Source organism: Paenibacillus sp. 10L310 (assembly GCF_056395745.1).
The window spans coordinates 617,600-642,467 of sequence record NZ_JBFTKC010000003.1 but is presented as its reverse complement, the minus strand read 5'-3'; the positions used below and the strand labels follow the sequence as shown (position 1 = coordinate 642,467).

Genomic DNA, 24,868 nt, shown 5'->3' with positions numbered 1-24,868 from the left:
GGAGATTACAATATGATTCCAATTTCGGATGAGGTTATGAATGTGCTGTCCCAACGTCTGAAGCTGGGGGAAGGAGCAGTTCCCAATATCCGTGTCGAAGTAGATCGGCTGGCATTTATCCCGGGACGGACAGAAGAGTTCAGACATATCGTAACCGAGCAGGTACCCATCATCAGTACAGAATCCGTTTGGGTGGATGAGTCGAGTAATGGTATATATAACGGATCGACTCAAGCGAATGCTCAGGAGATTTGTTTTCCGATCAAGGGTAAAACGCTGATTACCACTCCTGTTACAGATGAATTTGGTGCTCCTCGTAATAGTGCGTCAAAAATTCACCGAGGCATCGATTTGTCGGAGAAGATCGGAACACCAATTTTGGCTGCATGGGCCGGAAAAGTAGTCCGAACATCCTTGAATAAAACAGAAGGTGCCGGTAATGCCGTAAATATAAGACATGATAATGGTGTCATCACCAAATATTTTCATCTAAAAGAAATTCTCTGTTCGGAGGATGATGAAGTAGCTCAAGGGACTGTCATTGGAACGCTAGGCAATACGGGTGGCGTATATACTGGTGGGCATAAGGTGTCCGCGGCTGAACGTGCGGCGGGCAAGGGAAAACATCTGCATTTTGAAATTTGGGAAGGAGTCAATCCAACAACGAGAACTGGAGAGGGTGGCAAGCCAGTTGATCCTAGATTATATCTGAGCGGACAGCGCAAATTGCACGGAAATGCGAAAACAACATTTACTGATGTAAAGCCGGTTCAGGTTGAAGGATATCCCGGAGAGATCAAACTGAATGAGAAGTTCGACAAGCGAAACTGGCATGAGAAAAACGTTTATACAACCGGATTGAAATTTTCGGATTATGCCAAGATTGAATCGGGCTGGACTATGTTTGATTCAGGAGGCAAATTGCTATACACCTTTGAAGGCAAAGCCGCCGTAGCTGAATTTGAGATTAACGTGACAAAACTGAGTATGCCCACGCAAGGGCTGCTTAGTATTGGAATGGGGACTAATTTTAGTGAAGCGGAAGGGGATTCTTTCGCGGTGGTGATTGATGGTAAAACGTATGCCTATGTGAATAAGTTCAACGGGGCATATGACCTGACCAAACTGACGGAATTGAATAATATCGTGATCCCTGCAAAAGCCAAGAGTATCAAGATTAAGGTGACGTATGGGGGCAAACAAAACTCGACTGTTCCAACCGGATCTGTCCCTGCTTCGAAGGAGAAGTATAAAAAGTTCGCCATCGATTATATTCGCATACAAGAGTTGTTGCCTGCTCCGTTGAAGAATCAAAAGAGTGAAGAAGGGCTGGATCCGTCTAAAGGATATTATCAAACGAACAGCTACGGAGATTTTATCAATAATAGAAGGACAGAGACGGATGTTATTCAGGTCGGGTCTTTTGTCTATATGGACACGCAGGTTCTTCCCAATATCATTAGTGCCGAAATCGATGATCAGTTTGATTCTGAAGCCCGGGAAGCACGGCTGACCATCTCCAATCCAAGAGGATTCTTCTCTCCGGATTATAATCCTGCTTATTTTCCTGAGCTTGGTGGTGTACCGTCTCCATGGTCTTATTTTGCAAACGGATTCCATATCGGGGTTCTGAGTGAAAATACACCGATACGCATATATATGGGATATGGTCAGCACATGATGCGGGTATTTACGGGACTGATTGACAAGGTGGACATCAATGGTGAAGGCTCCACGCTGGAGATTACGGCCCGAGATATGTACAAGCGCATTATCGAGAAAGTCATTTCCGAGAAAAAAGCCTATCCAGAGGTAGAAGAGATTGACAATGTGCCAGATCCGGTGCCGCCTGCAGCAGTTGGCACGGACCGGACATCATCCATTATTCAGGCTGCCCAGGCCCAAGCTGCGGCGTATGGTGTACCTGATCATAAGTTTTTGCTTGCAATATGCAGGCACGAGACTGTTTTGGGAACACAAGGGAAGGGCACAGAAGAAAATAAAAGCTTTATTCTTGGATATGGCTGTCCTAGTAAAAGTGCTTGCAATCCCCTTTACAAGGGAATTCAGGAGCAAATGAAGCGCGGAGCAGAACGGATGTCCAAGGCGCTGGCTTCCAGAGGGAAAAAAGTGAGTTCCAAGGCGGATGTACTTTATTTCCATAATGGTGGAGACATCGCTCCCATGACTTGGAGTCAGGATCGGGAGAATTGGGTGGACAAGGTATGGACCTATTATCAGGAGATGCTTGCAGACCCTGCAAGCTGGACCATTACAGCAACCTCCACTCCCGCAGTTACACCAACACCAGCTCAGCCTGTGGAGCTTGAAAAGCCGGCCTGGGTCAAATCTACGGTAGTACTAGATCTCGTTAAACATGCAGGTATGGTGGGTTGGCGGGCTACCAGTGAGGATCGCTCTTATCCTGACTACGTGATTGACGAGACATATCTGATTGAGGTAAATCAGAAGACGGGTAGGGTCATTGTCCCCGTACCGGGTCAAGAAGGTGAGTTTGAAGTCAAGGATGCAAGTACAGTGCTGACACCGAATGGATGGCTTAATCCATTTATTGAGGAGTATGGCAGGACGTTTGAGCAATGGTCTGCCAAAGTTACGGAAGCTGTTCAGGAGGTGATCTCGGAGATTCCGTATCGAAGCTACTGTGACCGTTATGGTACGTACCGACTGGAGCGCTTGAATTATGACAAACCGGTCGTGGCAGAGTTTTCCGAGAATGACAATCTGATCTCCATAACCAAATCTACAGACTGGTCCAGAGGAAGAAGTCACATCGTAGTTATCGACTCGAATGATAGTCAGAGCAGTTTCGTAGACAAGGAGATTTTACTCGAACTCAAAGGAGAAATCCGAACCATGGTGCTGGCCGTTCCTTGGGCGAAGACGGTTGAAGCCAAGAGACAGGTGGCAGAACGAGCTTTTTTTGATATGAAACGGATGTGCCGTACGCTACAGGTGTCCATTCCTGCGAATCCTGCGCTTGATCTGCTCGACAACGTCATTGTGACGGATAAAACGACCACCACACGAGCTGTATATACGATTAAAAGTATTAAAACCAGTTATTCGGTTGACCGTGGCATGTTACAGGTCATTGATATGATGTGGGCAAGAAAGGGAGTGATGGTGTAATGGCCGGCATTGTGAATGAAAATATTGTATTTCCCGTGCTGGATCTAATCCACCGGGAGCTTCGCAAATATAGCAGTATCTCCAATTCGAATGTTTCTCCCCTTGAAGGTGAACCTTCCGTTACATTATATCGGGAGCACATGCAGGACCCGGACCGGGTGACTGGAGCAGACCTCTTGTATGAATCGGCATGGAAGGTTTCGATCTGGATGAAGTTTGGCTCAGAGGATGAGGAAGACTTTCCTTCCGGGGTGGGCTATTCCCACCCGGATTATGATTATTACAAGTATTTCAGGCTAACGCAGGTGACGGCCCGTACATATGATCCGAGTGGAGAGTCGATGTTCACTTACAATATTGGTCTAAATTATGATGACGAAGGACGCTTAACTGGAACGAGCGTAAGTCGTATATAACATGTAGGAGGTGGTTCCATGGCATTTAATGTATCTTACATCGCGGGTGGCGTCATCGACAAAGTGCGCGAGCTGCCGTACCCACACTTCAGTAAAAAGACGATCCCGTTCATTCGGGGACAGATGTTGGACATTCCGGCGGCCAAGACCACCAAGTCTGATACGTTCACCTTGGCGTATGACACAGAGTTCCTGAGCATTGCATTTGCTGCGAGCCACTACTGTGTCGGCGATTACTGGGAGCTGATGATCGGGACTGAAAAGGTGTGCCGCACCATTTATGCGAAGGAACTTCCCGAGTCGGTTTCTATGGGTAACAGTTTCGGAATTGTCTACCCGATTCCGGCGGGAACGACCATCACGTTTGACTTTTTTAACGCGGTGGCTGAAGCCAAGTCGGTCTGGTACAACATCAAATTTTTGAGATAAGGAGGGTGACGATGGCACAGACAATACCATTAACCAAGTTCAGTGGATTCGTGTCAGGTGAAAGTAAAGCAGAGGATATTATTTTCAATCTGGCCGATGCCATTGTAGGCGCGAAGATTCCATCCGCTAATGGTTCAAATGTGGAAAACAAATGGAAAAAGGTCTACGAGTCCATGTCAGATGTATGGGTGACTTACAAAGAGATGACCCGTTCAGGCGTTCAGGGGAAATACAGACATATTGATGGTAAATCGTATGATGTTTTGAGAATAGCGAGTAATTTGCAAAACATCTCTGCAGCAAAAGATGGAAGAATGCTTATGGATGAGGATGGATACATATACGAGGTGCTCGGTTCTCCTAATATTAAGACAAACAAAAAAATTCTTGTAACAACACACGAGTATCTTGATGATAAAGGTCAAACTGTTTATTTAAATATCCCGAATGCAATGGTCGTCATTATCCCTGACGAAACCTCTGTAGAAGGTACCCGTGTGTATTTTGTTAAACAAACTCAGACCAAGAAAAATACAACGAGGGTCGATAGCACAGATTGGAATGAATTTGAGTTGATTACCGAAATGCCTGGAGATTGGGCATATGCTTTGAATAGAAACGGTTTTAAGCTAAGAGTAGAAAATGAAAGATATTCATCTGGTAGTAGTAATTACTACCATAGAACTGAACCTGTTCTTGCAACAAATTACACTTTCACCGAACGATATTACGTAGCTGAACCAACCAACTACACTACACCAAAGGTTGTGTTGAAAGCTACACCTGATGTACCAGAGGGGATTTCCTCTCGGGATTACTTTATCATGTTTACTCAGCCTCAGAACTTTGCGGGCGGAGATTATAATTACTTTGACTGCCATCATGGTGTAGGATTTGTAGGCGAATTAAGCAAGGGTGATCCGTCAGCTACATACAAAGGCATCTGCAGTCCTTCAACCGTATCACCTGGGTCAACACCTGTGGTGGTGGATCAGACAGCAGCAGAAGCGATGTATGAGCAGTGGAATGATCCTGAAGCAACTAAATTGTACACGCCGCCAACCATCACATGGGACAAGGATTTTGATGGTCTTACTGAACTGATCAGTCCAGCTTCCCATTTCTTTTACGGACGTAACTCGACTGTGAAATGGTTGCCAAACAAAAAACGGAGACCGGATTACCTGGTAGCCTACCATATTTCGGTCAATAACGACCGAGCTGCGATTGTCATTGAAGGAGATCCTTCTCCCAATATTCATGGTTATTACCGAAGTTTCGGTTATTTTGGAAAAATCGTACCTTTCAATGACCATGATCATATTGGCAACTTTGGTTTAACCGTAGGTATGGGAGACTTAAAACAAGATCTAACAGGATACACAAAAAATGAAATACGAACGGATTTGAATCCTGACAAGTATGCGCAATACGGAGAGTATACTTCGAACGGGATGGACTCGGTATCTCTTCTTCGAACTCGAGGTAACGTATTGTATCAAGCTCATTATCCAGCATTTATTACCCAGCTGCCGAATTATCCCGATGTTGGGAGTATCCCAAAAGAACTGTCTAAACTAGTGTTAGACAAGGACGGTTTCCAAAAGTCACTATGGACTGGGAAATACCATGCAAGTCCAGTCTACCTGGTGCACCAAGCGGAAGGTTATCGGGGTTATATGGATGGGGTTGTCGCGATATATGATCAGAATCTCGTTAATCTGGATGAACTGATTGTAGATACGGAGATTCCCAAAGATAATGATAACCCTGTAGCTGGTAATTGGACTGAAGTGTACAAATTCTTCAGTATCAAATCACCGATGAACTTTTTCAAGCAGTCGCCTGCACCGGATCAGGTCACGATTGCAATACTTAAGGAAATTAAATAAGGAGGATTAACATTACATGGCAAATTTTAAGTATGTAGAAACCATTACAACATCCCAGGATCTTCTGAACAAGTTGAAGGAGGAGATTACGGCTTTCGAGAAATTCCCCTTCGAATCAACAGCGGGTGAAACAGCTGAGAATAACTCGTGGAAGGTGTTTTATGAGGAAAAGGATGCTGAAAATCGTATCAGTCTGTTGATTCTTCAAGGCACCATGACTATCGGAACAACAGAAAAACCAATCACCAAAAAATATTATGTACAGTTCACGAATCACGCCATCGTTCCACGAGTGATCACACCAACACCTAAATATGTAGAGCATAGTACATTGACGGTCCAATTGCTTGAAGGACTGGAAGGAGAAGAGCCTGCTGCTTTGCCAGTGAAGACACTGCCAACATTCAAATTAACAGGTCACCCTGTACTGTACCAGTGGGCACTGGAGAGTCATACGCCAACGGATCGAAACAAAGAAAAGCCGGTTTACATGTATATCAATGTGATGAATAATCGTCTGGCTATGGTTCTGGTTGCAGATCCGGCTGTAAATTTCCTGGATTATAAAAAATCATTCCTCTATGTAGGTGCGCTGAAGCCATTCAAATATAACCTCAATGATGTAGACGGAAACGTTATGCTGACGGCAGGTGCAGTTATTGATGAACCGGATATCGCAACAATTGCTAAAGACGGTACATACTACTATGGACAGTATACTTCTGCAGGTAACAACACGTTGCAGATGCTCAAAACTAAATCAGGTATTGAATTCCAAAGCCACTATCCTTCTTTCATTACTCAAGCACCACCAGTAGGCAAAGCCTTTATTGATCCTGAACTTGGGGATACGGGACTTGAACTAGAACCACAGGGGTTTCAGGCATCCAAATGGACGTCCAAATATCACTTGTCTCCAATTTATGTTGTCCACCCCTATGAGGGATATCGTGGTCAGTTTGACAACTGCATTGCGGTAACAAAACATAATATCCTTCACCTGGATGAGTTGATTATTGACGTGGAAGGAAAGCCTTGGCATCAAGAGGTTTATCGTTATTTCGATACAGATACACAACAGAACTTCATGAACTTATCAGCTAATCAACGTATGGGCGTAGCGATTCTGAAAGAGGTACGTTACTCAAGTAAACAAGCATAGACCTGAATCGTATAGATTCAGTAGAGGGAACCCTGACTCCGCTCAGGAGTTCCCTTTTTATTTGGAGGGGGTGATGCAGTGCTCACAACAAACGAATACTATTTTAGCATCCGGGACATTGTTCAGACATCACAGGGATATTTGCTCAGGATAGGCAGTACAGGAAGCAGGCCTTTGGACTATATGTTTGTATATATTCCTTATAGTCGTTATGCCAGCATATTGATGCTGGACTTCTACATGGCAAGGAATGCTGCTGATGATACGATAAAAGACGAATTGATTGACTCCATCAAAAGAGACTTGGAAGGAGAAGAACAATTTATCGTTCTGTCTGATGGAAGAACAAGGAATCATGTATCGATAAACGAGATACCTATTGGAGACAAACGAAATACGGTACAAAGCGAGATCGAAGAAGGCATTAAGGCTATGCGTAATCGATTAGGTGCCGATGAGTCCTTAGAAGCGATTGAAGGAATTCGAACATCTCTTCGAGATAGCAATCTTATGGATAACTCTGAGCAAAAGGCTGCTGATCGAATGCAGTGGTTGCATCAGGGACAGTTGCATACGGAAGATGCTGCATGGCGTGTTGATAATAACAAAGAATTGAGAATATTCAAGAATGTTACAGTGACACGCAACTTGCTGAAAAATCTGGATAAAATTCATCCATCCCAATGGGGTGTTCGTTTCTCGGATCAGGATGTCATTCTGGATTATCTTGGAGATTACGAGCGAGATGACGCAGTTGAAACCGTTGTTGAACGAATCATGGCGTCAGCCAGAGATCATCAGAAGCATACCCGGCTTGAGGTTTTAGCGATAGCCAATCGGACAGTTTCGATGCTCACGGAGCAAATGGTGATGGATGGTGCTCTGAAAGAAACTGAGCGACGCAGCATCATAGTTAGAGTAATTGACAGCGTTAAAGAGAGACTGAAAGATACTGCGATATCCAAGCTGGACTTGGCTTCATCGATGACTCGGCGTGAACTCGATGTTTCATATGGAAACATGCTAAAAGCTGCAACAGCTCATCATCGGCACACCTCCAAGGAGCTTATGAGTGACTCCCAGCGTTTCTATAAACGGGATTCAAGCATAGATCATGACATACAAATAGGGAATTCTTCACGATTCCTACAAGAAGAATATATGAAAATTGTACATGAGAAAATTCTGTCTTCAATAGATCATACGAGAGAAATCAGTGTTCACAAGCCAGATCAGGGTGAAAGAAATCTTCAGGTCAAAGGACAACTGGCTCAGTTCAATCAAGCCTTGCGGAATATTGATTTTGAAACGCAGATGCAGTATGTACAACAATGGGGGCAACGCAAAGATTTCGAAAACGGATTAGTCATGCGTCCACCTGTTCTGGCTAAACTGAAAACACGCCAATTCCCAAGTGTGGTACATCAGTCTCTCCGAATGGAAAGAGATACGAATAAAGAACTGCTTTTAGCGGAAACACAGTTATATAGACGAAGCGCAGAGCATGATATTATTTCTTTAAACGAGATCATAAATTTGGATCGGAGCCGACTGACAGCACCTACCTTGATTAATAAGGAAGGTCTATGGGGAAGTATGGCTAAAGGCGTGCAAACCTATATGGACAGATCTTCAGCCAATAGGTATCATCCTGCATTTGCGTTAAGAGATATTCGTAGTGGGCCCTGGGTGATCCAAAATGCTTTTCCAAGAGGACAACGTATTATAGGTCATAATCCGGCAACAATAGATCAGGAGTTTCCATGGGGCAAAAGAATCATAGATCATAATCCTGCTTATATTGAAAATGTGAATACGCAAATCAAGGCTCACCGACTTATTGTTGTACTTGGAGCAGTTGAGGACACGAATAAGCAAATTCTTGCATCAAGGGATGCTACGGAGTTCGGAAATGTCTTGCGAAATAAATCCGAAGCACATCGAGATACAGTAGAATTCGCTAATGTTGAGAGGGATAAACCTGAGGGCACTCGGGTAGATAAAGAAGCTGCACATCTCCTTCGAGAATATTCAGAAGGACGCAGGGTCGACAAATTTGAATCATTTGTATCTTCCCAATTCGATACGGGTCATGTTGGTCCGCGAACCATGTATATTCCCAAAACAGAAGTGCATGCCGAGCGAACGGATACATATGAGATAGAATTAAAATCCTCAAGTGCGGGTAACCGCATTACTGAGCAAGGAATCTGGTTACCTCAAGCTTTACGTGGAGAACGTGAAGATAAGACATTGACAATTGAAGATACGGTCTACGAGGCGCTGAAGAGTAGGGATAGTAAAAACCTTTTTCTTGACGATGATATGTATGTAGCACTTAAAGGCAGCAAAGAGCTCAATATAGAGAAATTGTGGCAATCCCTAAAAAATATGACGCAGAAGCATATGGTTTACTTGGATGACTTACTAAAAAAGTTCATCAGTGATGGTGGAACGATTGGAAACAAATTATATCCGGTTCATCTGGAAGATTCATTGCTGGCAGCTGAATTATTAGAACGCCCTGCGCTTGTATTGGAGATGATGATTGATGCGGTGTATCAGACCGATGATGTCGCCTTTATGGATGAAAACCTTCTCACTGGAATTCGAGAGAGAATCGATGCATTAATTGAAGTGGGTATCTTGAGTTCAAATAAACAAAGTGATAATGGACTCGTTACATTCAGTTCAGAGGGTATTAGAGAATTGAAACAAGTTATCATCGACATGGACATGCCAGAAGCATATCAAGAGCCCGATGATGCATGGACAGACACACCATATCTAGATGCAGATCACCTACCCCGTCAGGGGAATGTAGATGATAAAATGTCCGAGTCCTTCAAGGAAAAAGACAGTGAGTATAATCAAGTAGGGTTGCTGAATGAGCAAAATACGGGTTCAAAGTTTGATCGGCGCGGAGAAACCATCGAGGTGACTTATGCGGATTGGGATGCCAAACCGATTACTTTTAATTTTGATACTCCACTTGGTTTTGTTGATTCATCTCCAGGAGTTTTCGATGAGGATCTATCAGAAATGAACGCTGCTCACTTACAGGAAAAGTTCGGCATGGTGAATGAAACAGTCGATGGCTCTAATCACGATCGAGATGGATTATTTAACGAGCAAGATTATGCTACAGGAGAATCTATCCTTCGGTCAGGCGAGCACTCTAATACATACGTTGCGGGTTCGACAGATCTGCGAGAACTGCATATTAGCGAAGAGTACTCCATTGGTGCCCGTTTCAGTCAACAAGCGGATGTGAGTGAAGAATATAACTTAGGCAGTCCTGTTAGTCGTGAGCTTCAACAGACTGGAGAGATAGTCTCAGGAGCTTCTTCACAAATGAGAAAAGCACAGGTCATTCAGTTGTATACCTCCAGCACTTCTGGAATTCGTCAAGCAAATACAAGTGAGGGATATGAATTAGGAGATCCATTTTTACGCCAAGGTCTATCTAGTGAAGGCTATGGCCTTGGATATCAGGATTTGCGTGAAATGCAATGGGATGATGGTTATATGGGGGAAACGAATCATCGACTGGGTGTAACAGCAGAAGGATCATTTTACAGTTATATGGAATTAAAACAGGCAAACATGAATGACGGAATACAATTGGCCATGAACTCAGGAAGATTTTCAGAGCAATCAGGTCGAGTTGAACATGCTACTCAATTGAAAGATTCATGGGTGAATGAAGATTTTCTGGGTCAGGTATACAAACTTGGTAACCTGGAACAGCAGTGGATAGCTGATAAGCCGCAACAGGGAAATCTGGAGAGCCAGTGGGTTGCTACCAAATATCAATATGGTTTGATAGATCAATATCTTGACAGCGGGGATAAACCTAAGTACGCAGACGTGCCAGTAGAATCCATTGGAGGTTTGCCGCTCAAATATGGGCAGATTGAAGAGGAGTTGCAGGCAACTAAATACCGGTATGGGAACTTGGAAGAGCAGCTACTCGGAATTAAACCTCAGTATGGACAAATTGAAGAAATGCTATTTTCTACCAAGCCTCAATATGGCAATTTGGAAGAAAATCTTCTCGCGACTAAGGGTGGTAAAAGTTCCGAATATCACTTTACCAACAACGGAGATAAACGTGCAAGAGATACGTATGTTGAGGAACAACGGAACGGATCAAAGAGCGAGCGAAGGACAAGTCTTGAGGAAGATATAGAGGGAATTCTAAATCCTCTTCGGGCTACATTTGAATCCGGTTTGTTAAGCACAAAAGGTAATTCCCAGGCTGATTGGGAGCAATCTTTAGTGAGTGACAAGGCGAGCAATTATTCTTCAATTGTTACTATATCTGAAGCATTAAAAATTCAACAGCATGGGCATGTGGGAGAGCAATTGAATGCTAGCAAGTTGGAACAAGGTGCTTCTCTTCTAGATGGTTCAGAAGGAAAGAAAGTACAAGTGGATGGTGAATTAATCGATTGTACATGGACAGGCATGAACTCAGGGCACCACGCTAATGTTGGGGCAGGATTATCCGGTGAAACCGGACCACTTGATTCTACGGGGCATTACGAAATAACGACTGCATTTAAGAATATTCTTAATGGTGAATTAAATACAGAAGATACTAACATGTCAATCAAGTTAAGTGGATCTGGACAAGAAGTGGATGATTTTTCATATGCAGAATTTGAGGGCAGAGTGGCGCTTGTTCAACAGGATGTCATCACTGCAGAACGAGAGGATGAACGAATATCTCATCTGGAAAACCAGACACGAGAGGCAACATTTGCGAATGCTCGTTTGTCTGAATTGCAGAATCCGGAGGATACATTCGCAACCTTTGAGGAACGATGTACGCAGGTGATCACGGGCTTTATTTTCGCTGAACGACCTGAGATGCGTGCAGAGTATTTGGAACAGCTTTTTGCATTTTTGCCTGAACGAACAGCGCATCTTATGAAGATCTATCACGAAGCCAAAGTGGAAGGACGGGCTTCTGATGTTGAAGTCGATTCGGTGTTGGCTTATCGGGATCGGATTACTGAGGGATATCTGCCTCTTATGGATACTACCGCGCAGGGACTTGTTTTCGATTATACCGATAATCTGTTGGACCACGGAATGAATCCCGAAGACTGGGAGGGTGGTTTTGGCGTGCCCGAAGAGTATGATCCTCATGACCCGTTTAACGTTTATTTCCCATACTCCAAAGAGATGGATGCACTTGAACTTGTTCAGGCGGATGATTGGGTTCAATTCGGAGGCGGCGATTGGAAACGGGATGAGCTCCTCGGCAAGTTTTACAGTAAAAATGAAACTTCTCAAATCAACGGATGGTACCGGAATAATTTTCTGGGCGATCAGTATAAATTCTCCGTTGATTTCAAGGTAGATGAGAACGAGAAGGGTGACGATGGCGTTGGTATTATTTTTAAAATGCGAGATACCAATAACTATTGGATGTTCATGGTCAATGGTGGTGATTCTACAAATGCTCTAGATATGAGGACACCGATGCAGCTGTATCATGTCGTCGCGGGTAGAAAAGAGTCTGTAGGTTCTCCGATGCAACCTTTTAAATGGGAGAGGGATCGATGGTACACAATCTCAGTATCCATCATGAAAGGTAAACTGCAAATCTATACCGATTCCAAACTACAATACGATTTAACGGGCACTGATTAACTCAGTGTTCTTTTTTTCGTATAGAGCGAGTACGAGGTGATTTTTATGGGTCATACATTTGGATTATTTACAATGTCTCAAAAAGGCGTGTTGTTCGCCAATATGAGAGCTAAGATAGCTGATAAAGACGATTATGCCAATCCTAACCATCCAGAGCATCTCCCGGAGAGTCCCAATGCACCGAGAAGTGAAACGGACCGGCATGGCGAAGAAAATAATCCTATTCTAGGTGATCCTGGTTACGGTCAGATAGGACGATGGCAGACGGTTCAATTGGATGCCCTGGAAAACAGTATTGATCAAATCATTGAGCAATATCTGAGAGATAAGTCTTGGTATGCGAGTGTACGATGCCGTGAAGCTTTATGGAATATGTATCGCAGGATTGAATGGTGGGTAGAACAACAGCAGCCTCCAGATAAAACACAATATCAGCGAGTACTGCAAATGGTGAAAGACTGTATTCACAAGATTCTTGAAAACGCCCAGAAGCCTGGAGGTAGTCATCATGGTGTGTCATTACCGATCTGTCCGGCACCCTACTACCATCATTTTAGTGGGAATTACTTTAATCATTTTGATGCAACCGTATATGAGATCCCGCTCTTTTCGATGAAAAAGGACGTCCCGTTCTCGAATAAATTCCCTGATTTCTTCAGATATGTATCATCAACGGAGGATCAGGAATGGGTAGCTGTTCACTCCGTAGGCCGAAATGAACAATCTGGCTCCGAGATGATCTTAAAACTGGATTTAGGGCTTCTGGAGATTGGAAACTCATCCAAAATCACGTTTAACTGGCGTGTGAAGCGTTATGGACAGATCAGGTTCAAGTACCTGGCTAGCGCCAAGCGCGGTAATGGCATGCTGTTCTATATTAATGGGCAGCAAGTCGGAGGTGAATGGAGCGAGAACAGTGGATGGCAGGAAGCTGCATTTACGTTGCAGCCAGGACAGATGTACAAGTTCGACTGGTTAATCCGCAAAATGAGACCCGAAGTATGGCAGAACAATGGTATCTATATCAAGGATGTTGAAGTCGTTGAGATTGTGGATACACGCAAGCCGCCTGCGCCGAAAGATTACGATCTGGATGGTGAGGACGTATATGAGTATGGAAACTGGGTTGTAAGATCACCGCAAAGTGTGGCACAGGCGCATTTTAAAGGACAGTTCATTACGGATGATTTGCGTAAGAAAACTATGACAATGGATCTGGATAACGAATGTGATGGAACGGTTTCATTTGCTTACAAGATGGGGGTGGATGAAGAGCCGTATCCCAATCATGATTATCAGTTGTTTTTTGATGATGAATTCTTTCAGCGGACCCAGCGTGGAGATGGAGATCATGGTAGCTATGCTCGCTCAGTGCACGGTGTGGAATGGAAACTGAATGGGGACTATTCAGAAACAGAGACCAACCAGGCTAAAATCGAATATGAAATTGTTGCAGGGCCGGATACGACGGTGGATTTGAGAGGTTCACTCGAAGTAACTTGTCCTCCGCGAGAAATTGATCATTGGGAGCCGTTTCATCTTGGACAAGGTATTGGGAAATATCAATGGTTAATGTCGGGAAATCCGAGATGGATTCGTAAAGAAGATATTTTACGTTTGGACGAACCAACGGAAGGGAATATGATAGCACAGACAGAGGTGATATTAGATCATGAGGGGTGGTTTGTATTCAGTTACGCGCATTCGCTAAGACCGACTGAAGCTTTTGAAGTAAAAGTTAACGGAATGTTAGTACACTATACCTCCATGCAAAGTGCTAGGGAACTAGTGCGTATTCCATTAGAGGCTGGACACAACATCATAGAGTTTCATATTCAAGATAGATTGACAGAGGAGCCATTTAAATATCAGAAGAATCATTTGTTCACCTATGGTAATAACACGGGTAATACATACCGTACAACGTCACCGCTAGGTTCATATGTTGATGTGACACGTGGATGGGATGTAACCGATGCTGGAGCATCTACACAAACAAATGGAGATACAATTACATACAGCGCAGAGCTCAATCCTGGTGCCAAATTAGAAATTAAAGAGCACATGCGAATCTATCCTGCAATGGATTCCAATTATGACCCAGATAAAGGTACTTCAAGAGATAAAGAAATATTTGGAGAGTTATTTAATGAGAAGGATGTTTATAAACCGTCTTTGAAATTTATTGGTGGTTGGAAATGGAAAGATATCAAACCTCCGCAATATAACCCTGACAATCCCCCTGATCCAATCCCGGTTGGAGATGGTGTAATGTGGGCACAGGGACATAACCAAAATTTTATTTGTGAATTTACAGCTTCAATGAATAACTCTGGATATATATGCTGGCAGTATGGTGGCGACTTTGATACGGGGGAGAAGTTAGAACTACAAATAGATGGCATCAGCGTATGGACAGGAAGTCGATCTAACGGTGATAAAGGTACAGATTGTATGTATCCCCTTCCCGCTGGTAATCATATATTTCGCTGGATATATCAAGATGGGAAGGCGTATACTCCTGGTGTCAGAGGTTCAGGAAGTTCAGGAGATTCTGGAAATAGCAGTGGAAATGAGCCAGGAAATGATCAAATAGGAGATAAAGTCACAGATCCTTTTGGACAAAGATGTTTTCTAGCAGGTACCAAAACACACAAAATTGAATATGGGCAATCCCCATATGACGGAAACTCGGCACAATCTAGCCAGTGGGGATGGAAGAACGATGGATCACTTTATAGTGATAATGGTGTGCAGGGTATTAAAGTACTGGATGAAGGTAAGACAGTCACACGGTATTTTAAAGCTCCACCTACTGGAAATATCTTATACAGTGAGCAAATTACCGTTTATCCGGTAAAAAATAATAAAGTTCAGGGTTTAAGAAGAATTATTCCAACTATCATTCCAAGTGCAGGAGTAAAATCCCCTGAATTTTTAGGACAACCTTATTATTCTATAAACGTTAAAGGTACAGAGCCAGGAGATAATAATTCTGATTTTGATAGTAAATACACTAAAAAAATAGAAATTTCTTTTCATTGTGAAGGCAAATTTAGACTTAACTACAAATTTATTAGTTACCTAGTAGACAAGAACCCAAGAGCTAAACTTAGAGTATATTTCTATCCTGAAGGTCAGTCAAAACAAAAAAAGCTAATCCATGAAGAGAATAACAACAGAGGATACAATAGTACCACTGTTGATTATGACAGTTTCACCAATGAATTTTGGGAAAGATCGGCAGCATCCTATCAATCTGATGTAATTAATGTACCCCGACCAGGTAGATACACTGTAAGTATTGGCGTCACGGATATCTATCCAGATAATGATCAAAACAAGCAAAATGTCCGCTATCATGCGACTATTGGTAATTTGCAGATACATACTGAAGACCCTTACAGTAAAAATAAAAATAGTTTGATTGGGTATCCCGATTATGATTATGAAACGAAAGTACAAGCAGTAATATGGGATTTAACACTAAATATGCAAGCGGGAAGTGCCACTTATAATTTATTAAACGGAGAGCCTAGAAAATTTACAGACAGCTTTAAAACTTTAACACCTGGTCATACCTATCGAATTGAGTATAGCCTTCATAAAAAAAGGGGTGAAACTACGGCTTCTGGATTGGATGCTGGTGGATTCACTCTCAGCGGAGGTAGCTTTTTAGAGACATGGGATGCTTTCTGCGGAGACGCTCAGGGATTACTGTATGGAGAAGGAGAGTCTCCGCATCCAAGTGAAGACTCATGGAATCCGCCCGGACCAGTTACGACTGCGCCAGATGGTGGAAGTCATGCTTGGCTCGATGTAATTCGTTTATATAAAAATACAAGTAGAGCTTGTTCGGGAACTAAAATTGTCATCGAAACTCTTGAAGAAGGGCAAGTAATTGATACTCGACCAGTTACAAATGAAGATGATCAAATCATTTCTATTGAGGTAGAAAATACATCAGATCAGAAGAAAAATTACGAGATCCGCATTCGATTTGAGCAGGGCTGCCCGGGAGATGGAGCGATGATCTGGGGCGGATCGATGCAACTTGACGATATTAGCAAATTAGATCCATCCTGGGCAGAAGTGACCCACTTCGAAGTTTGGAATAACAAACCAATCTGGATGGGCGGCTGCGATAACAGTAATATGCGCGTAAAAATTACACGTGAGGACGGAAAAGTGTTATGGGATGAAAAGTATTACGGGGACGGGTATCGTGGCTTCGAACTGAATGATCTGGCTCCCAAGCCTTATAGCAAGTATAAAGTGGAGATTACAACAGATCAGAAGGGGCAGATCAGCGAATGGACAGGAAAACGATATCTGACAACCTTCCGGCTGCATGACTTCAAAGCCTACGAAAGATGGGTGTGGGTACCTGAGCCGTTTGATTGTCAATTGGATTTCTTCATTGACGATGAGCTGATCAAAACATTCACCCAAGAGGGTGGATACTATACTTTTTCACATCCAGTGCCCAAAGGCAAACATGAGTTCAAATGGGTGTTCACCTCCCTTCAGGAAGTGGGTACGCGTAGCTACGAATACGCTAATCTGGACTGGATGGAACTGACCAACTGGATATGTGATGACGTCTATGTCATTCCTTACTGCGAAGGTGGTGGGGGAGACAAGTGTGTGGAAGCACTGATTAAATGCCTGCTGGAAGTTTGGAAAGCAAGACCCAAGATGTGTGTGATCGGTAAGCGGATCTGGCTGTTTACGTAAAGAAAGGAGGATCTGGATGGGAATTGTGAAACGTCAGGAAAAAGGGTTAATCTATTTTGATGATTTCAATAAATCCGAACTTGACTCAGGGTGGGAAGTATTGACTGACGATCCTGGAAGGTACAATGCTGATCATGGGGTACTTGAACTAAGACATGGAGAGTCTCCAATATATATGTTTTTCACGGAGTTAACGGGAATTGAAGAGTTCGTGTTGGATGTCAAGAATGAGTATAATCCAACTGTTGAGGGAGACTCCGGGGGACTTATTGTATATGCAGACGATGAGAATGTGGTGAAACTGGAAGAGTATTTTGATGCGGAAAAAGGGATAGCGAGAAGTTATCCTTGGATCCGTCTGGTACGAAGTTTTAATGTATATTCCGCATACTGGTCAGAGGACGGGAAGATATGGCGGTTTATTGGTAATCAGGAAGTCATCTCCTCTGTACCTAAGATCGGGCTTTTCTTAGAATCAGGAACACAAGGTGAACCACTACTCATTAATCATATTCGAATTCAAAGAAGTGCCAGAGTGAAGGTAGATAATCTGAAACAAGGCTATCAGGTTGAACTCCGGGATCAGGCAGGAAAAACTCTTGAAAAGAAAATATGTAAATATGAGAATACCTCCATCATGTTTGACTTTCAACGATATGGTTATCCGTTTACAGGCAGCTTTGCAGTGACTTTGCCTGACGGCAATAGATTTGAGTCTTCAGACATATTAAGTATATACGGTGGCGATACATATTACTTTGAACCTAGAGTGGATCTTTACTATCGTGAGTATAGCGACAATGGAGAATTTCTTGACATGCGGTTACAAGACAACCAGGAACGTTTCCTCGGTTATATGTCCTCTGGTCAATCCGTAACGGAGAATGTATTGTTTATTGCCAAAAATTCATTGAACCAAGGTGTTTTTCAAAATGTTAACTTCGAGCTTGCCTCTTATCGGGGAGATCAGTACCAAAACGTAGTTCGGTTAGCGCCCGATGTTGAGGGAGAACCAGGAGCCTGGAGTATGCAAGTGAACGCAACCGAGATAACTCCAGAAAGCCCTTATCAATTCTGGGTGAGAGTAGAGAGGCTGGATACCAGCACCAATTATGAAGCCCAGGTCACGTTCGGGATCAACGTTTCTTCAACGTATATATAGCTCTAAACTTTAAGTGCTCGACCACGTATAGATTCAATAAGGGTTGAGTTGGAGGTGAGAATATGTCTGTCCGCTTTAGCGGGACAAGTTCAGGAACGAACAATGGCAAGTTGCTTGACCACAATAGTTTGTTAAACAAAGGGACCCGATCCCACAAAGAAATTGATGAGCATCTTTCAGAGATGGAGGAAGCCAGAAGCGTTTATGTCAGCCTCCCTGAGCGTTTGGAACAGATGGAACTTGTAGGCAAACAGAATGAAACAGGGATAACCGATCATGAATTGCGTATTGCTGATCTGGAACCTCGGGTATTGAATCAGGGAATATTGTTGGAAGACCAGAAGTCCAAGTTGGGTGAAGTTGAGAAAAACGTAACGGATCTCAGCATGGATGTTCATGAACAAAATGAACGGTTGGAGAGTTTGGAAAATGAATTAGGAAATACTCGGGGGAATCGTGAATCACTTGCAGATGTTATATCAGATATAGAGCATTCCATTGATGAACTAAAAACGATTCCACTATCTGATTTAGCAATAAGAGCGGCAGCTATCGATTCTAATGGTCTGCTTAAGCTTCAGATCAATGGTGGTTATGCAAGCATTAGCAGTATACTCGTTCAAAAAGAGGAGTCCCTCTATTCCTTTATTGCTGAGCAAGATACCAGATATTATATATTTCTAAAAAATGATGGAACCTTCGTACATCAGGTGGTTCCCGATGAACCCGATAACGGCATGATTTTGGGATCTGTCACGACAGGTGCGACCTTCGATGCGGTATATCTTAAAGACCAACGCTATTATCTAACCAAAACGGTGTCTACAGGAGATTTTCAAGATCTCCAGGCAAGAATCACAGATGCTCAATCTCAGATCAATGAATTAGACGGAGAAGTGGTCAGGTGGATTGATCATACCGGAGACTTGTCCAAACAAGTTGAAGGTTTTGGTGAGACTAAGGCTGAAGTTTCAGACGCTAGAACAGACAAAGATGGCTTTGAATTTGATAAGCTGCCGGATCGTTTAAATCACATGCAATCCAAGCTGGAGCTTGCTGCATCCAGGGGGACGATGGAAAATCAATCGATTTTTCGAATTGAGTACCCACCTGATATAAGGCTTTCAGAACAAAAGAGCTTTTATTGTCCAAAGTATAGTATTGGTTCTGATAGTGTAGAAGTACTTCTGGATGGCATTAGGGTAACTCCTGGGGAAGATTATATCGAATATACGGATACGGAAATTCGTTTTCTCTATGATATTCCGGTTGATTCACGTGTGACATTGCTTAGCCGAGGGTCGATCATCAATACGTCTTCAACTTCAGAGTATGAGTATGACTCCAAAGGCAGAATGAAGCGTGAGATTATTACTGGAGGTATTAACCGCGTTATTGATTATGAGTACGATCTTGAGGGGAATCTTCTAGAGGAGCTCATTACGGAGAGTGACGGGCAAGTTAAGACGATAACCTATGAACGGGAAGAAGGAAGAATTAGACGCAAGTTGAATAATGGGGCAATGTACTTTTACTTACAAGGTAGTTCAGCCTATGATGACCGCCCTATTAAGCAACGTGTGTCTGTGCTTGAAGATATGGAAGAACAGGACGTTTATTTTGAGTATGACGCTCTAAGCGGCCTAATTATCAAAGAGATTACATATAACAACGATATAAAACCATTAGTGACAAAGATTATTGAATACGGTTATAACTCTGATGGTAGTGTGGATACCGAGATGGTCGACTTTAATGGTTCGAAAATAGTAAAAAAATATAAGTACGATTCGGATGGAAATATCCTTGGCGTTCAAAAAAGAAAGGTAGGTTGATAGAGTGGAATCACATTTCTCAATGACCAAAATTAAAACGGGATTTCGTCCTTTGTTCGACAAAATGGTAGGTACGAACCTTACGCCAATTGCAGAGGAAGAGGTGGAACTCCTGATGTTTATGTTGCGGAGCGATATTATCTTCGATGGGACAGGGCAGCAGTACCTTCCGATGCTGGAAGCATTGGAACAGGCAGTTCCTATTGAGTTAATGGACGAAATTAGTCAGGAGCTAGTGGATCATGATTTACAGCGTCAGGAAGCAGATAGACAAGTGCAAATTCGCACCGTATTTCTGACAGCGCTGAAAGAGTCGATGCTTCAGGAATTGAAAGTTCGATATGGCATTTAAGGAGGTGAGCGCATGACAGCAACAGTGGTACAAGGGTTTAGACGGTACGAGTTTACGAGCACCGTGACCAGTTTTTTGAGTACATTGGCAAAGGAGATGAATACTTATCCATATGAGGATGTCAACTGGAAAGTAACTTATTATCCTAAAGATCCGTATTCTCAGCCTAAAGCTTTTAATGCTCCTAACCAGGGACAAGTGTATGGCAATCCGCTGGGATCCATAACTTTAGAAAATTTGAATAATAAATCACTGTTTTTTTCCCTTTGCTTAAATTATCCAGTAGTGTATAAATGGACCTTGTATGGATATCAATTAAGATGCGGACTAACCAGGCCTTCAACTGAAGAGGAATCATATCCAGATGTTTCTTACAATATAGGAGAAGAAGCAAATATACCTTTCCATACTTCAGCAGGAAATGTGACTTATGATATCGCTTATAAATGGACTGTTTTCCCAATGAAAGAAGCGATTTTTATTTTTGGAGAAGCGCTGAGTAATATTGGATATGCCTATCCATTCAGGCTTTACATGGGTAAGTTAAACGCGTACGAGAAGGAAGATTCTGCAGTTGAGGATTCTTTTGTGGGGATATTCTCTCATGCACCTATTGGCAGTGATGGTAACTGGGCTAATAATAATCTGTATAATATTGGTAGGGGGGTAGTTAGAGCTTCACGTAACAATAAAAAGTATGAACTCTATAATTTCTGTACAAGTGCTCAAGCTACCTCGCCAGGGCTGGGCAATCGATATTTTATTTCCCCATGGTATGTATTCCAGCCCCAAGAAGGAGTACGAGGTGAATTTCAACAAATGAAGTCTGTAGTATTTAAAGACGCTAACCAACATCCAGACGGGTCGATGATTGATCTGGATGGTAAAAGGTACCATGTATTTCACGTTACAGATCAACAACAACCGACAAGTTACAAATATTGGGTCGACATCTCAGGTCAGACTAGAAATATTCAACCCTACTTCTTTGACAGCAACACGCTCTTGGGAGATGGACAACGAGCCATATTATTCGAATTACCAACGGAGGTGTCCAAGTAATGGCAGTACCTAAACGATATTCATGGGTGAGTGCAATATCAGAATTTTCGAACAACGCCGAAATACAGATGGCAGGTGACTCATGGTGGGAAGTGAAAAAATATGCGGCTGCCGCAGTTGGCGGCGGGGGTAACTGGGGAAACACTGTTTTCAAAAATCTGGCAGATAACAGTCTGTGTTTCACAATGGCAAATCACGCAGCGTCATATAATGCCGTAATCAGATGGGGAATGATGAATAATCCAACTCCTAAGGTGGATGTATATATAGATTCTCCAGGAAAGGTGCTCTCAGAAACACCGTTTTCAGCTAGCGGTAATCAATATAATATCACATACAAATGGACTTTGTTCACAACTAAAGACATGGTACTTATTCACGGGGAATATCAAAATTATACAGGTTATGCGTTTCCTATTCGAATTTTTTTAGGTAGATTAACAGCACTTGAATTAGAGGACCCAGCGATTGCTAATGATTTCGTAGGTATATTTACACATATGCCTTCGAACGTAAATAATAATAACAATTTAGCTTCTGGTGATTTTAATGTGGGGAGAGGCGTGGTGAGAAAGTCCCGTAATGGGACTCTTTACGAGTACTATAACTTTACTACAGATGCCCAGCTTACATCTCCGGGTGTAGGTGGACGATACTATGTTAACCCATTTATGGTATTTAATCCATCCGAAGGAGTACGGGGACAATTTGCTGACATGTTCACAGCTTGTTTGAAAGATGCTTCACAACATCCGGACGGATCCATTCTTGATTTAGGTGAGAATAAGTATTATGTATTCCACGTTATTGATCAACAAATGCCTGCAACTTCTATACATGCACAATGGTACACATCATCTAACAATATTAGATATTGTAATCCTTGCTTCTTCGGCAGCAACCACGTCATGGGTGGACAACGGGTCATACTATTTAAAATATAAGGAGGTTTCCTAATACATGTCATTCTTCAATGGTAAAGTCAAAATGAATATGTTGTTTCAATCCTTAATTAATGGTTTCAAAGGAATTGCATCCTCTCCTTGGTCAATTTATTTTGAGACCTCAGATGCCTTTGTTATTAAATCGATAGGTTCATCTGGCAAAGACAAGCTATTTATTAAGTTTGAAAAAGGGAATACGAAGGAAACAAACGGCAACTATATTATCGTGACGGTAGCTGAAGATGTATTGCTGGCTGACGGAAGTATACCGGATGGGAAAATGTTTAGTACACGGAACTTCTACTGTCATACTGCTGTTGTTGACTCTAATTTGCTGACTGTCTATCAAGTTTCGGTTACAGCAGATCGTGTAATTATGTGGTTGGCTGGGGATGTGAACTCGGTAACGGGTATATCCAATTTGGGGTATTTCGGTCTGATGTATCGCTATTCCCAAGAAAATCACTCGGGTGCTCAGGGGATCGGAGTGAGCTACCAGGGATTCAATGGTATACGTACAGTCAAGGATCTGGATAATATTCAGACCAATAACGTGTACAAATCATACTCCGCGATGGTACCGACCAATCCGGGTTGGGGCGCGCTCTACCATCTCTCACCATGTATTATGGCCAATAATGCAGAAGGTCCGCGAGGTGAACTGCATGATATTTACTTTGCACCTGCAGCAGGTGTAAGCCACGGAGATGAGATTACAGTGGCGAACAAGACATACAAGGTATATTCTCTGACCACAGGAGGTTCAAGCTTCCTACCGGGTAACACCGTAGCTGTATTGATGCAGTAGAGGGGGGAGAATATGGCTGTAGCAGGGACAGAGCAATCCATTTACACGCCTTCACAAGTCGTGATAAAGCGTAATTCAGGAGTTCTTTATACATATCTAAGCAGTACTTATTATTCTAATAGAACAAAGGCGAGCTCTAGCTATGACCCTGAGAGGGCAGGCCAGCAACATAATTCAGGAGTACTTTACACATACGCTCAGGGTCCATATCGTTCCAATGCGACGCAATCTTTATCCCTGTATACGAGCAAAAGCTCTGGTAAAACGGGGCAACTGAAACTCAAGGGAGTCCAGTACGAGTACACGGTTGGAAAGCTTCATCATCTCACTTCAGAGAACCCATCGGAGCAAAATATTTATTCCATTTGGGGGTATGATCAGGAGGAGCTCCCTCAGTATTATACAGGCCGTTTTATGTTGACTGACACCCATGGTGTAATAATAAGCCATACCAAAGAGATAAGCATTTACGATAGCGTGGGTTATCTTCCAGTACATAACACGCCAGAAGCTCGATTCACAGGTAATCTTGGTATGGCAGGTTATCTGGGCTCTTTAACAAAGCAAGCAAATGGTCGATGGGTACATGTTACCAAGATTGTTTTGCCTTCAAAGGATTCATTCAAGGGAGTTATTCGATCAATTATTGTAGGTCAGAGAACCCCTGCCTCATCGGAGGGTGTAAAAATACAATATATTGTAAAGCACATTTACAAAGACGAAATGAATGAGTTTCAAGGCTATCTTTCTGGTCAAGGAGGCAATATAGATCCAACTGTACCAACCACGATATTGCCACGGAAGTATCCTGCTACCTATATTCCAGTTCGGAGGAGGGCAGGTCAATGAACAAAACATGGCGAATTATGCAGGAGCTGAAAGACGTGTACAAACAGGTAGAATTGTCTCATATAGTTGAAGCACTAAACGGGGGTGGAGAAACATTAATCGTTTCGCTCCCCATGGAAAGCCCCCGTTTTCTGATTAAGACGGTACGTGTTATCCCCACAGAGGAAACGAATGTGGAACTTCACATACTTGATAGTGCAGACAAATTGAAAGCCCAAATTTTATACTTTAATACAGCAGAATTCAGTACAGGCAACTTCATAGACGGGATATACGACAATGTGGATTTACCTTATGACGATAAGGATGGTACATCTCATTTCCATTTTGAAATCATTAATCCAGGTTCCGTGCCTTCAGGTTTTACCATTGAAGTAACGGGGTTGACGGTCAGATAGGAGAC

15 protein-coding genes are annotated in these 24,868 nt (G+C 42.8%); all 15 read left to right on the top strand.

Annotated elements, in window-relative coordinates:
• Positions 1–12 precede the first annotated feature (12 nt).
• The 15 genes from AC1DE7_RS11930 to AC1DE7_RS11860 all read left to right on the top strand — a co-directional run bounded on the left by AC1DE7_RS11930 (position 13) and on the right by AC1DE7_RS11860 (position 24,863).
• A complete protein-coding gene (locus tag AC1DE7_RS11930) occupies positions 13–3,153 on the top strand; it encodes a M23 family metallopeptidase (RefSeq protein WP_477534426.1) in 3,141 nt (1,046 codons plus the stop codon).
• On the top strand, positions 3,153–3,569 hold the full coding sequence (locus AC1DE7_RS11925) for a hypothetical protein (RefSeq protein ID WP_036607798.1): 417 nt from the start codon (positions 3,153–3,155) through the stop codon (positions 3,567–3,569). Before AC1DE7_RS11930 ends, AC1DE7_RS11925 begins: the two co-directional genes overlap by 1 nt.
• 18 nt (positions 3,570–3,587) lie before the next feature.
• Positions 3,588–3,998, top strand: a complete 411-nt coding sequence (locus AC1DE7_RS11920; protein WP_036672292.1) for a hypothetical protein — start codon at positions 3,588–3,590, stop codon at positions 3,996–3,998.
• Positions 3,999–4,009: 11 nt separating this feature from the next.
• Positions 4,010–5,890 (top strand): hypothetical protein, encoded by a 1,881-nt coding sequence (locus AC1DE7_RS11915; RefSeq protein ID WP_477534425.1) that lies wholly within the window; start codon positions 4,010–4,012, stop codon positions 5,888–5,890.
• A gap of 16 nt (positions 5,891–5,906) precedes the next feature.
• Entirely contained in the window at positions 5,907–7,052 is a 1,146-nt protein-coding gene (locus AC1DE7_RS11910; protein ID WP_169482058.1) for a hypothetical protein, read from the top strand.
• Between the two features lie 78 nt (positions 7,053–7,130).
• Positions 7,131–12,716, top strand: coding sequence for a hypothetical protein (locus AC1DE7_RS11905; RefSeq protein WP_477534424.1), 5,586 nt, complete (start codon positions 7,131–7,133; stop codon positions 12,714–12,716).
• Between the two features lie 735 nt (positions 12,717–13,451).
• Positions 13,452–17,453 (top strand): hypothetical protein, encoded by a 4,002-nt coding sequence (locus AC1DE7_RS11900; protein ID WP_477534423.1) that lies wholly within the window; start codon positions 13,452–13,454, stop codon positions 17,451–17,453.
• A gap of 16 nt (positions 17,454–17,469) precedes the next feature.
• On the top strand, positions 17,470–18,615 hold the full coding sequence (locus tag AC1DE7_RS11895; RefSeq protein WP_477534422.1) for a DUF1349 domain-containing protein: 1,146 nt from the start codon (positions 17,470–17,472) through the stop codon (positions 18,613–18,615).
• A 62-nt stretch (positions 18,616–18,677) separates the two neighbouring features.
• On the top strand, positions 18,678–20,450 hold the full coding sequence (locus tag AC1DE7_RS11890; RefSeq protein WP_477534421.1) for a hypothetical protein: 1,773 nt from the start codon (positions 18,678–18,680) through the stop codon (positions 20,448–20,450).
• 22 nt (positions 20,451–20,472) lie between these two features.
• On the top strand, positions 20,473–20,802 hold the full coding sequence (locus AC1DE7_RS11885) for a hypothetical protein (RefSeq protein WP_477534420.1): 330 nt from the start codon (positions 20,473–20,475) through the stop codon (positions 20,800–20,802).
• Between the two features lie 12 nt (positions 20,803–20,814).
• Positions 20,815–21,864 (top strand): hypothetical protein, encoded by a 1,050-nt coding sequence (locus AC1DE7_RS11880; RefSeq protein ID WP_477534419.1) that lies wholly within the window; start codon positions 20,815–20,817, stop codon positions 21,862–21,864.
• Positions 21,864–22,808, top strand: a complete 945-nt coding sequence (locus tag AC1DE7_RS11875; RefSeq protein WP_477534418.1) for a hypothetical protein — start codon at positions 21,864–21,866, stop codon at positions 22,806–22,808. The genes AC1DE7_RS11880 and AC1DE7_RS11875 overlap by 1 nt, the downstream gene beginning before the upstream one ends.
• A 16-nt stretch (positions 22,809–22,824) precedes the next feature.
• On the top strand, positions 22,825–23,616 hold the full coding sequence (locus tag AC1DE7_RS11870) for a hypothetical protein (RefSeq protein ID WP_477534417.1): 792 nt from the start codon (positions 22,825–22,827) through the stop codon (positions 23,614–23,616).
• Positions 23,617–23,628: 12 nt separating this feature from the next.
• Positions 23,629–24,465: a hypothetical protein gene (locus AC1DE7_RS11865; protein WP_477534416.1), complete on the top strand. Its 837-nt coding sequence runs from the start codon at positions 23,629–23,631 to the stop codon at positions 24,463–24,465.
• A complete protein-coding gene (locus AC1DE7_RS11860; protein WP_477534415.1) occupies positions 24,462–24,863 on the top strand; it encodes a hypothetical protein in 402 nt (133 codons plus the stop codon). The genes AC1DE7_RS11865 and AC1DE7_RS11860 overlap by 4 nt, the downstream gene beginning before the upstream one ends.
• The last annotated feature ends 5 nt before the right edge of the window (positions 24,864–24,868 follow it).